The sequence below is a fragment of the Stenotrophomonas sp. 364 genome, assembly GCF_009832905.1.
GTDB classification, from domain to species: domain Bacteria; phylum Pseudomonadota; class Gammaproteobacteria; order Xanthomonadales; family Xanthomonadaceae; genus Stenotrophomonas; species Stenotrophomonas maltophilia_AP.
The window spans coordinates 2,988,230-3,001,417 of sequence record NZ_CP047135.1 but is presented as its reverse complement, the minus strand read 5'-3'; the positions used below and the strand labels follow the sequence as shown (position 1 = coordinate 3,001,417).

The 13,188-nt window shown below is 69.3% G+C and carries 9 protein-coding genes; 2 read left to right on the top strand and 7 right to left on the bottom strand.

Features of this window, described 5'->3' with window-relative positions:
* Positions 1–8: 8 nt before the first annotated feature.
* Genes pdeM through GQ674_RS13695 form a run of 4 tightly spaced genes read right to left on the bottom strand, consistent with a single transcriptional unit; the run spans position 9 to position 5,713 of the window.
* Positions 9–653, bottom strand: coding sequence for a ligase-associated DNA damage response endonuclease PdeM (gene pdeM, locus GQ674_RS13710; RefSeq protein WP_159497520.1), 645 nt, complete (start codon positions 651–653; stop codon positions 9–11).
* Complete coding sequence (locus GQ674_RS13705; RefSeq protein ID WP_159497519.1) at positions 643–3,090, bottom strand: ligase-associated DNA damage response DEXH box helicase; 2,448 nt, start codon at positions 3,088–3,090, stop codon at positions 643–645. Before GQ674_RS13705 ends, pdeM begins: the two co-directional genes overlap by 11 nt.
* A 14-nt stretch (positions 3,091–3,104) precedes the next feature.
* Positions 3,105–4,709, bottom strand: coding sequence for an ATP-dependent DNA ligase (locus tag GQ674_RS13700; protein ID WP_159497518.1), 1,605 nt, complete (start codon positions 4,707–4,709; stop codon positions 3,105–3,107).
* Positions 4,706–5,713 carry a ligase-associated DNA damage response exonuclease gene (locus tag GQ674_RS13695; RefSeq protein WP_159497517.1) on the bottom strand — a complete coding sequence of 336 codons (1,008 nt, stop codon included), beginning with the start codon at positions 5,711–5,713 and terminating at the stop codon, positions 4,706–4,708. The genes GQ674_RS13700 and GQ674_RS13695 overlap by 4 nt, the downstream gene beginning before the upstream one ends.
* 110 nt (positions 5,714–5,823) lie before the next feature.
* Here GQ674_RS13695 and GQ674_RS13690 point away from each other — a divergent pair, with 110 nt between their 5' ends.
* Positions 5,824–7,455 carry an isovaleryl-CoA dehydrogenase gene (locus GQ674_RS13690; RefSeq protein WP_159497516.1) on the top strand — a complete coding sequence of 544 codons (1,632 nt, stop codon included), beginning with the start codon at positions 5,824–5,826 and terminating at the stop codon, positions 7,453–7,455.
* Positions 7,456–7,917: 462 nt separating this feature from the next.
* Here the strand turns inward: GQ674_RS13690 and GQ674_RS13685 are convergent, their stop codons facing one another.
* The 3 genes from GQ674_RS13685 to GQ674_RS13675 all read right to left on the bottom strand — a co-directional run bounded on the left by GQ674_RS13685 (position 7,918) and on the right by GQ674_RS13675 (position 10,127).
* Positions 7,918–8,322, bottom strand: coding sequence for a hypothetical protein (locus GQ674_RS13685; RefSeq protein WP_038687022.1), 405 nt, complete (start codon positions 8,320–8,322; stop codon positions 7,918–7,920).
* Positions 8,323–8,485: 163 nt separating this feature from the next.
* Complete coding sequence (locus GQ674_RS13680; RefSeq protein WP_038687024.1) at positions 8,486–8,827, bottom strand: hypothetical protein; 342 nt, start codon at positions 8,825–8,827, stop codon at positions 8,486–8,488.
* 124 nt (positions 8,828–8,951) lie between these two features.
* Entirely contained in the window at positions 8,952–10,127 is a 1,176-nt protein-coding gene (locus GQ674_RS13675; protein ID WP_159497515.1) for a thiolase family protein, read from the bottom strand.
* 183 nt (positions 10,128–10,310) lie between these two features.
* Here GQ674_RS13675 and GQ674_RS13670 point away from each other — a divergent pair, with 183 nt between their 5' ends.
* Entirely contained in the window at positions 10,311–13,169 is a 2,859-nt protein-coding gene (locus tag GQ674_RS13670) for an autotransporter serine protease (RefSeq protein ID WP_159497514.1), read from the top strand.
* The last annotated feature ends 19 nt before the right edge of the window (positions 13,170–13,188 follow it).

Below are 13,188 nucleotides of genomic sequence, written 5' to 3'. Positions count from 1 at the left end.
CCGGTGGCTCAGCGCGCCGGCAATGCAATGGCCTCGTCTTCCACACAGGCCACCAGCCGTTCGCCGCTGGCAAGGACCGGCGCGATGCCCGCGGTAAACCGCGAGTAGGCCGGCAGCACCGTCAACCTCTCACGCAGCCAGAACGCGGGCCAGCGCCGCTGCATGCCCGGCAGACGGGCCAGCGGATGCACATGCCCGCACAGCACATGCAGCGACGGGTGCGGGTGCGGATCGTGGCGCAGTAGAAACGGGCCGACCTGCAGCTGTTCACCGAGCAGCGTGAGGCCGAGATCAGCCTTGGGCAACGCGCGGTCGTGATTGCCGGCCAAGGCGCCGATCTCCAACGTGGCGTGCTGCTCGCGCCAACCTTGCCACTGCCGGTACCACGCGGCCCGATGCGCTGCGCCATGCAGCACGTCGCCGAGAATCCACAACGTATCCACGGCGTGCTGCTGCAGCAGCGTCGACAGGCGTTCCAGGTCGTCGCCGGTGCCGCCGCTGGGCAGGCCGATGCCCGCTCGCCGGAACACGTCGGCCTTGCCCAGGTGCAGGTCGGCGATCAGCAGCGCCTTGCGCGCGGGCCAGTAGAGCGCGCGGGCGCCCAGCAGCAGGACCTGCTCGCCGGCGAGCGGGGTGGGCAACTCAGGTGCCATGGCGGGTCTCCAATTGCGCGGCAGCGCGTTTGACGCGGGTTTTCCAGTCTTCATTGCTGAGCTGGCCACGCAGGCGTTCGGCCCACAGCGGAAATGAGAGCGGGCCCAGGGTGCGCGGCGCCTGCAGGCACAGCGTACGCGCCTGCAGGCGCTGCAGCGTGGCCGCCAGGCTGTCCAGGTCGAGTTGGCCGTGCAGCACTTCGCGATCGGCCAGGCCCAGCAGGATGTGGTCCGGATCGTGCTGGCGCAGCACGTCGTAGAGCAGGCCGCTGGAGGCCTGCAGTTGGCGCAGGCTGCGTGGAGTGCGGCCGGGCAGCGCCGGCACCAGCATGCCCGAAACCCGCGCGATATCGCGGAACTGACGGCGGGCCAGCTCGGCCAGGTTGAGGCTGTCGCGCAGGTCGTCCAACAGTCCCGCAGGCTGCAGCAAAACGCGCAGGCCGGCCACGTCCAGGTCGACCGGGCGTGCCGGCGCCAGCACGAAGCCGTAGTCGTTGGCCGCGTAGCCCAGCGTGTTGGGCTGCAGCCGGGCCAGGCGCAGTGCCATCAGCGCGGCGACGCCTTCGTTGACCTGTCGCCCGGCGAACGGATACACGAACACGAACTGTCCCTCGCGACGGCGCACCATTTCCACCAGCAACGACGTCGGGCCCGGCAGCATCGAGATGCGCGACTGCAGGGTGAGCAGGGGCGCCAGCCAGCGCATCTCCGGTGATGCCGGCGGTGCGGCGAAGACCGCTTCCATTTCCTGCCCCAGCGCTTCAGACAGCGGCAGCCGGCCGCCCTGCCAGCGCGGCACCAGCCCATCGCCGCCCTTGGCCAGGCGCACGTAGGCGGTAAGGTTCTCCAGCCGCACCAGTTCCAGCAGGCGCCCGGCGAACTGGAAGCGATCACCCGGGCGCAGCCGCCCCAGAAACTGCTCTTCCACCGCGCCCAACCGGCCGCCGCGCAGGAACTGCACGCTCACGCTGCCATCGCTGGTGATGGTGCCGATCGACAAGCGGTGGCGCAGCGCTACGCGCCGGTCGTGCACGCGGTACACGCCGTCCTCGTCGCGCACCACCTTGTGGAAATCCGGATACTGCGACAGCGCACGACCGCCCTGCACGATGAACTCCAGCACGCCCTGCCACTGCGTGGCGTCCAGTGCCGCGAATGCGTGGGTACGGCGGACCTGCGCGAACAGGGCGTCAGGTTCGAAGCCACCGCCCAGCGCGCAGCTCACGCAATGCTGGGCCAGCACGTCCAGCGACAGCGTGGGCGGGCGGCGCGCTTCGATCACGCCAGCCGCCAGTGCATGCCGTGCCGCGGCGTATTCAACCAGCTCCAGCGCATGCGAGGGCACGCACACCAGCGTGCCCGATTCGCCCGGCCGGTGCCGCGCACGCCCGGCGCGCTGCAGCAGCCGCGCAATGCCTTTCGGGCTGCCGATCTGCAGCACCTGGTCCACCGCCGGGAAGTCCACGCCCAGATCCAGGCTGGAGGTGGCCACCACGCAGCGCAGCTGGCCCTCGCGCAGGCCCTGTTCGGCGTGGCGGCGCACGGCGGGGTCCAACGAACCGTGGTGCAGCGCCAGCGTGGACGGATCTTCCGGCCATACCGCCGCCAGCGCCTGGTGCCACAGCTCGGCCTGGGCGCGGGTGTTGGTGAACAGCAGGCTGGTGCGCACCGTCAGCAGCTTTTCCAGCACGCGCTGCAATTGCGACAAGCCCAGGTGGCCGGCCCACGGGAAGCGTTCGCCGTGGGCGGGCAGCAGGGTGTCCAGATGCACCGGGCGCGGCCGTGCACCTGCCACCAGCGGGGCATCGGGAACATCGGGCAGCAGCACGTCGCGCGCCTGCTCGAGATTGCCCAGCGTCGCCGACAGGCCCCACACCTGCAGCGCGGGCAGCGCATCGCGCAGCCGCCGCAGGTTCAACTGCAGCAGCACGCCGCGCTTGTTACCCAGAAGTTCGTGCCATTCGTCGACCACCACGCAGCGCAGCTGGCGCATCTTCGCCAGGCCGTCGGGGTAGCTGAGCAGCAGCGCCAGCGATTCCGGCGTGGTGACCAGCACATCCACGCGGCCCTCGCGCGCCAGCCGCTTGTCCCGCGCGCTGGCATCGCCGGTGCGCAGCCCCACCTGCCAGTCCAGCCCCAGCGCGCCCAGCGGTTCGCGCAGGGCACGGGCGGTATCGGCGGCCAGCGCGCGCAACGGGGTGATCCACAGCACCTGCAGGGCCGGCACCGCTTTGCGCGCGCGTCCACCGGCGGGCGCCGGGCGCGGGGCGCTCAACGCCTGCAGCAACGGGCCACCGAACACGGCCAGGGTCTTGCCGCTGCCGGTGGGCGTGTGCAACAGCCCGGAGGCGCCCGACAGATACTGGCGCCACACGTTCTTCTGGAAGGGCAGCGGTGCCCAGCCGCGGCTGGCAAACCAGTCAACCAGCCGCGCCATCGCTTCGCGCCGCGTCACCGCGCCAGGGCCTGCAGCTGGGCCAGCGTATCGGCCTCACTGGCCGGCTTGTCCCGACGCCAGCGCAGGATGCGCGGAAAGCGCACCGCGATACCGGATTTGTGCCGGGTACTGCGGTTGACCGCTTCAAAGCCCAGTTCGAACACCTGTTCACCGCGCACGCTGCGCACCGGCCCGAAACGCTCCACGGTGTTGGCCCGTATCCAGCGATCAAGCGCGAGGATTTCCGTGTCGTCCAACCCGGAGTACGCCTTGGCGACGGGCACCAGCGTGTCCCCGTTCCACACCCCGAAGGTGTAGTCGGTGTAGAGCGTGCTGCGCCGGCCATGCCCGGCCTGCGCGTAGATCATCACCGCATCGATGGTGAGCGGATCGATCTTCCACTTCCACCAGTCGCCGCGTCGGCGCCCGCTCTGGTACAGCGAATCGTGGCGCTTGAGCATCAGCCCTTCCACGCCGCGCTCGCGTGCCTGCGCGCGTTGCGCCGCGGCGTCGGGCCAGTCGTTGGCCGCCAGCGTGGGCGAGAGCACGATGCGCGGATCGTCCAGTGCCTGCAGCAGGGCCGCCAGGCGTGCGCGTCGGGCGTGCAGGGGCTGCGTTCGCAGGTCCTCGCCGTCGATCTCGAGCAGGTCATAGGCGAGCACGCGCACCGGCGTGTCGCGCAGTGTCTTCGGCCCGGGCTTGCGACGCTGGATGCGCGTCTGCAGCGCGGTGAACGGCAGCGGCTGCGCATCGCCGTCGCGCCAGGCCAGCAGCTCGCCATCGATCACGCAGCCATCGGGTAGCGCCATGGCCGCCGCTTCGATTTCCGGGAAACGTCCGTCCAGGCGTTCTTCGCCGCGTGACCACAGCGCGGCCTCGCCCTTGCGCCGCAGCAGCTGCAGGCGGATGCCATCCCACTTCCATTCCAGTACCCAGTCGGTGATCGGCCCGAGGCTCTCGACCTCGGCTTCCAGCGGCGAGGCCAGGAAGAAGGGATACGGCTGCTGGCGGTCTTCCGGGCGCTCCTGCGGCGACAGCAGCGCGGCGAGCAGCCCGGGGGAGGGGACCCACTCGCCGAGCATGCGCTGCGCGATGCGTGCGATGTCGATGCCGGACAGTTCGGCCAACGCCTGCTGTACCAGTCGCTGCGAAACGCCTACACGGAGTGCGCCGGTGAGCAGTTTGTTGAACACCAGGCGTTCATCGGCCGGCAGCTGCCGCCAGCCGTCCAGCACCGCGGCGTGGCGCACCGGTTCGGGTTGGTTGGCTACCGCCAGCAGATGCGTTTCGATCCATTCGGCCAAGGGCCGATCCGGGCTGCGTTGGGGGGGATCATCCAGCAGCAGGGTCAGGGTTTCGGCGAGGTCCCCCACTTGTTCGTAGCTGTCTTCCACCAGCCACGGCGGCAATCCGGACGCATCGCTGATCCACGCGCGCAGTTCACCGCTGGCGGCGATCTTGCGGCGCGCGCCGCCCACCTTGCCGCCGCTGAGCAGGTACAGCGCCCACGCGGCGTCGTGCGGGCGCGCATCGCGGAAATAGGCAACCAGCGCGGCACGCTTGTCGAGCGTGGCGGTGCTGCGGTCCAGGCGCTGGTAGAGGGCGGCGAAGGCCTTCATTCCTCGCTCCCGAAATCGGTGCGGAACGCTTCGGCGGCGATGCCCCGTTCGCGCAGGAAGGGAATCAGCGCATCGGTGTTGCCGTGGGTGGCGATCACCCGCCGCGCGCCGGTCTCGGTGATGGTCTGCAGCAGGGCCGGCCAGTCGGCATGGTCGGAGACCACGAAACCGCGGTCGTAGTTGCGTCGGCGGCGGTTGCCGCGCAACCGCATCCAGCCCGATGCGAAGCCCAGCTGATGCTTGCCGAAGCGCCGCAGCCACGGGGTGCCGGCGGCCGACGGCGGCGCCAGGATCAGTTTCCCGGCGGCGTCGGGTTGGCGGCCCTGTTCGGCCACGGTATGGGTGTCCAGCATGGCGATGCCCGCCTGCCGGTACACCGCCACGCCGTTGGCAATGGCGCCATGCAGCCAGGCCGGCTGGTCATCCAGCGGCAGCAGTTCGGCCAGCACCCGCTGCGCCTTGCCCAGCGCGTAGCAGAGCAGGATGGCCGCTTCGCCGCGTGCGGCGCACTCGTGCCGCCATGCCACGATCTCGGCCGCCACCTCGGCAGTGTCCTGCCAGCGGTAGATGGGCAGGGCGAAGGTGGCCTCGGTGATGAATACATCGCAGGGCACTACGTCGAACGGCGCGCAGGTGGGGTCCGGCTGGCGCTTGTAGTCGCCCGAGGCGACCCAGACCTGCTCGCCATCGTCGATGCGCACCTGCGCCGAGCCCAGCACGTGCCCGGCCGAATGCAGCGATACCTCCACATTCCCCAGCCGGAACGGGCGGCCGTAGTCGTACGCCTGCAGTGGCACATCGCCGAGCCGCCAGCGCAGGATCGGCACGCTGCCGGTGGCGCAGTAGTACTGGCCCATGCCACTGCGCGCGTGGTCGCCGTGGCCATGGGTGATCACCGCACGCGGCACCGGCCGCCACGGGTCGATATGGAAATCGCCGGCGGGGCAATACAGCCCTTCCGGACGAAGCACCACCAGATCGTTGTTCGGGCTGCCAAGGCTCATGGCTGCACTGTGCCGCCGCGCTCGTGCAGGAGGTGAGAATCCACCTGAACGGCGCGCTGCAACCGGATGCGGCAGAATCGGCTGAACCCCATGGCCAGGAGGCCGCCGCGATGTCCTCTGCACTGCCCGCATTCGACACCCACGAGGTATTCAACCAGCCGCCGCCGTTCGGTGGCCGCAACCTGTGGGCCGATGATGTGGCCCTGGCCGAGGCGGTGCAGCGCGAAGGCGGCGACGGCTTTGCTGTCGCGCTGGCGCGCTATGGTGGCCTGGCCGGCGATGCGCTGTATGGGTTGGGGTTTGATGCCAACCGCGATAAACCGCGGCTGCGCACGCATGATGCGCAGGGGCATCGCATCGACACGGTCGAGTTCCATCCGACCTACCACCAGTTGATGGACGCGGCCAAGGTGCACGGCGTGGCCGGGCTGTCCTGGCACGATGGCACGGCCGGTGCGCATGTCGCGCGCGCGGCGCTGAGCTACCTGCATCACCAGGCCGATGCAGGCACCAGTTGCCCGCTCACGATGACGCATGCGGCGGTGGCGGTGCTGCGCCAGGACCCGGCGCTGGCCGAGTGGGCCGACAAGGCGGCGGCCCCGCACTACGATCGGCGCGATGTGCCGATCGCCGACAAGGCCGGCATCACGCTGGGCATGGGCATGACCGAGAAGCAGGGCGGCTCGGATGTGCGCAGCAATACCACGCGTGCCGAACCGCAGGCCGACGGCAGTTATCGGCTGGTGGGGCACAAGTGGTTTTTCTCGGCGCCGATGTCCGACGGTTTCCTGGTGCTGGCGCAGGCCCCGGCGGGGTTGAGCTGTTTCCTGATGCCGCGCCGTCTTCCCGACGGGAACCGCAATGCGTTCCGGTTGATGCGGCTGAAGGACAAGCTGGGCGACTGGTCCAACGCGTCCAGCGAGGTGGAGCTGTGTGGTGCCTGGGCCCGCCGGGTGGGCGAGGAAGGGCGAGGGGTGGCCACGATCATCGGCATGGTGATGATGACCCGGCTCGACTGCATGCTGGGTGCGGCAGCGGAGATGCGCATGGCGCTGGCGCAGGCGTTGCACCACACCCGGCACCGCACCAGCTTCGGCAAGCGCTTGTGCGATCACCCGCTGATGGCCAATGTGCTGGCCGATCTGGCGATGGAATCCGAAGCGGCCACCACCTTCGCGATACGCGTGGCCGGTGCGGTCGATCGGGCGCGCCACAGCAGCGTCGACGCGGCGTTCGCGCGCATTGCCACGGCGGTGGGCAAGTACTGGGTGTGCAAGCGCGCGGCGGTGTTCGTCAACGAGGCGCAGGAATGCCTGGGTGGCGCAGGGTACGTGGAGGAGTCGATGCTGCCGCGGTTGTACCGGCAGGCCCCGTTGAATTCGATCTGGGAGGGCAGCGGCAACATCCAGTGCCTGGACGTGCTGCGCGCGTTGGCGCGCGAGCCGCAGGTGGCCCCGGTGCTGGATGCCGAACTGGATGCCGTGGCGGGGCGCGACGCGATCTACGATGCGGCGTTGCAGGCATTGCGCAGTGCGTTGGCGACGTCGCCGGGCGAGGCACAGGCGCGCCGCATCACCGAGCAGTTGGCGCTGCTGCTGCAGGCGGCGGTGCTGTTGCGTGCCAACAGCCTGATCGCCGGCGCGTTCGTGCGCACGCGGCTGGGCGGCGAGCATGGCATGGCATTCGGGACGCTGCCGGCGGATCTGGACACGGCGGCGGTGCTGGCGCGGGCGCTGCCATAGGTCACCACCGTTGGTGGTGACGCACTCGGTGGTGGCGCTCTTGGTGCGAACGGTTGATCGGCGGGTCGGGCGCTGGCTCCCCAGACCCTTTCCGGCGAATGTTCCCCCGGCGTCGGCCTGCGGCCGTCCCCTCCTCCTTTATTTCGCCTCCAAGGGCATGGGGAGCCAGCGCCCGACCCACCGATCACCGCCCAAAAGGCGTCGCGTCTACCTGCTAACCGCAAGCCGAGCCGCGTAGCGGCCGGGGGACATTTGCGCCAGGGGCCTACCGGCTGCTACGGGGCCCTCATGCTCGCGACCAGCCTGATCGGAGACGCCAGCCGATCCATGCCCGCCCGCGCAGCGTCGTGCTTACGCGGCGACGGCCTTGCAACAAAGACGCTCCCCTTGGATGGAAGAAAGACCATAAAAAAACGCCCCTTCCTGCGAAGGGGCGTTCCGGGTGCTGCGGAAACGCCAGACTCAGCGCTTGGCTTCGTCAGCGTTCTTCTTTGCTTCATCGGCCACGTCGCGGGCCTTGTCGGCCACCTTCTGCGCGGCATCGGCGGTGGCATCGCTGGCGTGCACGCCCGCATCCTTGGCGGCGGTCTTGGCTTCGCCAGCGGCTTCGGAGGTGGCTGCAGCGGCGCGGTCGAGCGCCTGCTGGGTTTCGGCGGCGGCGCGCTCGGAGGCGGCAGCGGCATCGTCGGCGGCGTTGCGCGTGGAGGCGGCGGCCTTGTCCACCGCTTCGCGTGCGGCGGCATTGGCGCTGTCGGCGGCCTGCGCGGCGTCGTCGCGGGCCTTCTCGGCTTCCGGGCCCTTGCATGCGGCCAGGCCGAGCAGCAGGGAGGCGGCCAACAGCGACGTGGTGAACGGACGAATCTTCATGGCGGTCTCCAATACGGGATCGTAGGGAAAGCCAGCCTATTCATGCCTGCGTGAAGACCGGGTCGCTGCGGATCGGGCAGCCGCAGCCCCACTGGAATGCGCCCAAAGAAAAAGCCGCTGGCGAACCAGCGGCTTCTTCAGACTTGCGTGAAGAAAGAAGTTATTACTTCTTGGCTTCTTCAGCAGCGTCCTTGGCCTGCTCGGCGGTGGCTTCACCGGCCTTGGCAGCGTCTGCAGCGGTGTCGGCAGCAGCGTCGGTGGCAGCAGCGCCAGCCTGGGCAGCGGCGTCAGCCGAGGTGTTGGCGGCGGTGGCGGCGGTGTCGGCAGCAGCCTGGGCAGCGTCGGCGGTCTGGGCGCCAGCAGCAGCGGCCTGGTCGGCGGCGACCTGGGCGTCAGCGGCAGCTTCGTTGGCCGAAGCAGCGGCGTCAGCAGCCTGTTCCTGCTTCGAGCAGGCGGTCAGAGCCAGGCCCAGGGCCATCGCGATCAGCAGCTTGTTGATGCTCATTTGTGTGAATCCTCGTCGTTAGATTAGGCAACGCGCTATTGCGCGCCCGGCAACATGATGACAAGCCACGTTTGGCTGTCAAGCGATCGCGCATTCATTTTTGCGAAATGCGCGTTAAGTTCAATCAAATCAATTCGATGGCAATGGCCGTCGCTTCGCCGCCGCCGATGCACAGGGTGGCGACGCCGCGCTTTCCGCCGCGCGTGCGCAATGCGTTGACCAGCGTTACCACCAGGCGTGCGCCGGAAGCGCCGATCGGATGGCCCAATGCGCAGGCGCCCCCGTTGACGTTGACCTTCTCGTGCGGGATGCCCAATTCACGGATCGGGGCCATCGCCACCACCGCGAAGGCTTCGTTGATTTCGAACAGGTCGACCTGGTCCAGCTGCCAGCCGGCTTTCTCCAGCACCTTGTGCAGGGCGCCGATGGGGGCGGTGGTGAACCACTCCGGTTCCTGGGAATGCGTGGCGTGGGCCACGATCCGCGCCAGCGGCGTTACCCCGCGCGCCGCAGCATCGTCCTCGGACAGCAGCACCAGCGCGGCAGCGCCATCGGAAATGCTCGAGGAGCTGGCCGCGGTGACCGTGCCGTCCTTCTTGAAGGCCGGGCGCAGGGTCGGAATCTTGGCGATGTCCGAGCGGCCGGGCTGTTCGTCCTGGCTGTACTCAACCTCGCCCTTGCGACCGGCCACCTTCACCGGAACGATTTCGTCGGCGAAGGCGCCGTCGGCCTGGGCGGCCTGCGCCCGGCGCACCGATTCAATGGCGAAGGCGTCCTGCTCCTCGCGGCTGAACTGGTACTTGTCCACCGTGGTTTCGGCGAATTCGCCCATTGCCTTGCCGTCGTAGGCATTGACCAGGCCGTCATGGGCCATGTGGTCGACCGCCTGGAAATTGCCGAAGCGGTTGCCGGTGCGCGAATTGGGCAGCAGGTGCGGCGCATTGGACATCGATTCCATGCCGCCGGCCACCACGATGCTGGCCGACCCGGCCTTGATCAGGTCGTGTCCCAGCATGATGGCTTTCATGCCCGAACCGCACACCTTGTTGAGGGTGGTGGCACCGGTGGAAACCGGAATGCCCGCCGCGATCGCCGCCTGGCGCGCCGGCGCCTGGCCCAGGTTGGCCGGCAGCACGCAGCCCATGATGACCTCGGACACATCGGCCGCCGCGATGCCGGACTGTTGCAGTGCCGACGCGATTGCCGTGGCACCCAGGGTCGGGGTGGGTACGCCGGTGAACTGGCCCAGGAAGGAACCAATGGCGGTGCGTTTGGCAGCGGCGATGACGATGTTGGACATGGGCAATCTCGTTGGTGCGTGAGCAGGTTTCAAGAGTGGGACCGCATGCCATTGGCGGCAGCGGGTTTTCCCGGCAGACTGCGAACTACCGGCCAAGTATAGAGGCTTGGCACTTGCCGCCGGGCCAGGTCCAGGAGGACCGGCCAGACGGGGGCGAACAACACGTCAATTGGGGAAACAAGGATGAACAAGGCAGTAGTGGGTCGATCCGTACTGGTCACCGCGCTCGCGGCAGCGCTGGGCGCGTGTGGCGGTGGTGGTGGGGGCGGCAATGTCCGCATCGATCCCCCGCCGACCACGCCTCCCACCACGCCTCCTACCACCCCTCCACCCACGACCACCACGCCTACGCAGCCGGCCTTCGATGCGCACCTGACCATCACCCAGGCCGGCGCCGCGCGCAGTGCCGGGCTGACCGGCAGCGGCGTGCGCATCGGCATCGTCGATTCCGGCGTGATGCGCAACCATCCGGCGCTGGCCGGGCGCGTGCTGGCCAACTACACCTACGTCGATCCGCGGGTGAACAACCTCAACGTCGATGACGTCGTCGGGCATGGCACCGCCGTGGCCGAACTGGCCGCCGGTGCGGCCGTGGGCACCTGGCCGGGCGGCATCGCCCCCGGCGCGCAGATCGTGTCGGCGCGCATCATCGCCGACAAGCGGCCCACCGACGATGGCTCGGGCAGCGGCAATGAAGTCAACGGCGCGCTGGGCCTGGCCGAGGTCCATGTGGACCTGATGAACCAGGGCGTGAAGGTCATGAACAACTCCTGGGGCGGTCTGTACTGGACCAACCCGGCGGCCACCGCGCCGATCGCCCAGGAATACCGCCCCTTCATCCTCAACCACGGCGGCCTGGTGGTGTTCGCCACCGGCAACGAGAGCAAGCCGGACCCGTCCAGCATGGCGGCGTTGCCCAGCCAGCCCGGCCCGAACGGCACACTGCCGGCGGCCGACCTGGAGCGCGGCTGGCTGAGCGTCACCGCCGTCGATTCCAACAGTCCCGGCAAGCTGGCGTCCTACGCCAATGCCTGCGGCGTTGCCGCCAGGTATTGCCTGGCCGCCCCGGGCGCGGCGGTGTACGTCGATCCGGCCCATACCGCTGGCGGTACCCCCAGCTATCTCTGGAACTATGGCACCTCCTTCGCCGCGCCGCTGGTGTCCGGTGCCGCCGCGCTGGTCTGGCAGAAGTACCCGTACTTCAGCAACGACCTGGTGCGGCAGACGCTGCTGGGCACCGCCACCGACCTGGGCGCGCCCGGCGTGGACAGCACCTTCGGCTACGGCCTGCTCAACATCGCCAAGGCCATCAACGGGCCGGGGCGGTTCGACTGGGGCGACGTCACGATCAACATTCCGCAGTCGGCATCGGGCACGGTGTGGGCCAACAACATCAGCGGCGACGGTGGGCTGACCAAGCAGGGCGATGGCACGCTGGTGCTGTCCGGCGCCAACACGTATACCGGCCTGACCAGCATCGAGCGTGGCACGCTGGCGCTGCGTGATGGTGCCTCGCTCACCTCGGTGGTGCTGGTCGGTCCTGCAGCCGGCAACGGCACCTTCGGCGCACTGCAGTTCCGTACCGGCACCACGCGCATTACCGGCATCGTCGACAACAACGGCAGCGTTGTGCTCACCGAAGCCAATACCACTGCGGTCATCGACGGCGATTACGTGCAGCGGGCCAATGCCCGCTACGTCACCACGCTGGGCGCGCCCGCACTGCAGGTGACCGGCCATGCCAGCCTGGAAGGCGGGCGCGTCAATGTGGTCGGTGCGGTCAGTGGCTATGTGCCGCAGAACAACCAGCGCCAGGCGCTGATCAAGGCCGGCACGGGGATCAGCGGCGCCTTCGGCGGCCTGGAGTTCAGCGGCCCGGTCACCCTGCTCGATGCCAACTTCTCCTACGACGCGAGCACGGCCTGGTTGAACATCAACCGGGTCAACGTGAATTCGGCCGCCAGCGCTGCGGGCCTGGACGCCGTGGCCATCGCGTCGGCCAACCGTGTGGAACAGGCGTTCGTCCAACTCGATACGGGAAGCGGCAACGGCACCGGCGGTTTCGCGGATGCGGCCGGTCAGCTGCAGCAGGTGCAGGGCAACCAGGCGCTGCAGGCCAGCCTGGACAGTTTGTCTGGCAAGGCCCATGCGCTGGCCACCGCGGCCACCTTCGACAGCGTCGACCTCAACCGCCGCGCGCTGTCGGCGCGGTTCGGCCAGGTGCAGGGCGCACCGCGCCTGCGCGGGGCCTGGCAGAACCAGCTCGGCGAGGTCGGGCAGGGCAGCTTCTCGGCCAGCGGCGCCGATACCCGTGGCTGGATGATGGGCCAGGACATGGCCTTCGGCAGCAACGGCGTGCTGGGCTTTGCCTTCGGCGAAACCCGCACCCACAACAGCCGCGACTGGGGCAGTGACCGTGGCCGCGACCGCCAGTCGCAGGCGCAGATGTATGCCGGCTGGGGTACCGGGCGGGCCTATGCGCTGGGCCAGCTGGGGGCCGGCCAGTTCACCCGGGAAATCGATCGCCAGCTGCTGCTCGGTGCCGGCCAGTACGGGGTCAATGCCCGCTACGGCGGTCAGTTCACCGCGGCGAGCGTGGAAACCGGCTACCGCGTTGGCGACGGCCGCGCCTCGTTGACCCCGTACCTGGGGGCCGACTACGCCCGCGTGGACAGCGACAGCTTCAGCGAACAGGGCGGGCTGGGCTTTGGCCTGCGCACCCAGGGCGGGGTGAGCACGCGCAGCCAGGCGCTGGCCGGCGTGCGCGCCGAACGCCAGTGGGGCAGCTGGGCGCTGCGCGGCTATGCCGAATGGCAGCAGCTGCTGTCCAGTGATGGGCTGACGCAGGACGCCAGTTTCGTCGGCGTGGATGCCTGGGCGCCGATGGCGGGGCTGCAGCCGGCGCGATCGGGTGGCCTGCTCGGGCTGTCGGTGGAGTCGTGGCTGACCCGCAATACGCGGGTGGCGTTCGGTTACGACCAGCGGTTCGGGCCGCGGGGCGACCTGAGCCAGGTGGCGCTGCGCTATTCGGCCGCGTTCTAGGCACCAGGCCCCGGTCGGC

Coding starts and splice junctions, on each gene's coding strand:
- pdeM (WP_159497520.1), bottom strand. CDS start 653: ATGGCACCTGAGTTGCCCACCCCGCTCGCCGGCGAGCAGGTCCTGCTG.
- GQ674_RS13705 (WP_159497519.1), bottom strand. CDS start 3,090: ATGGCGCGGCTGGTTGACTGGTTTGCCAGCCGCGGCTGGGCACCGCTG.
- GQ674_RS13700 (WP_159497518.1), bottom strand. CDS start 4,709: ATGAAGGCCTTCGCCGCCCTCTACCAGCGCCTGGACCGCAGCACCGCC.
- GQ674_RS13695 (WP_159497517.1), bottom strand. CDS start 5,713: ATGAGCCTTGGCAGCCCGAACAACGATCTGGTGGTGCTTCGTCCGGAA.
- GQ674_RS13690 (WP_159497516.1), top strand. CDS start 5,824: ATGTCCTCTGCACTGCCCGCATTCGACACCCACGAGGTATTCAACCAG.
- GQ674_RS13685 (WP_038687022.1), bottom strand. CDS start 8,322: ATGAAGATTCGTCCGTTCACCACGTCGCTGTTGGCCGCCTCCCTGCTG.
- GQ674_RS13680 (WP_038687024.1), bottom strand. CDS start 8,827: ATGAGCATCAACAAGCTGCTGATCGCGATGGCCCTGGGCCTGGCTCTG.
- GQ674_RS13675 (WP_159497515.1), bottom strand. CDS start 10,127: ATGTCCAACATCGTCATCGCCGCTGCCAAACGCACCGCCATTGGTTCC.
- GQ674_RS13670 (WP_159497514.1), top strand. CDS start 10,311: ATGAACAAGGCAGTAGTGGGTCGATCCGTACTGGTCACCGCGCTCGCG.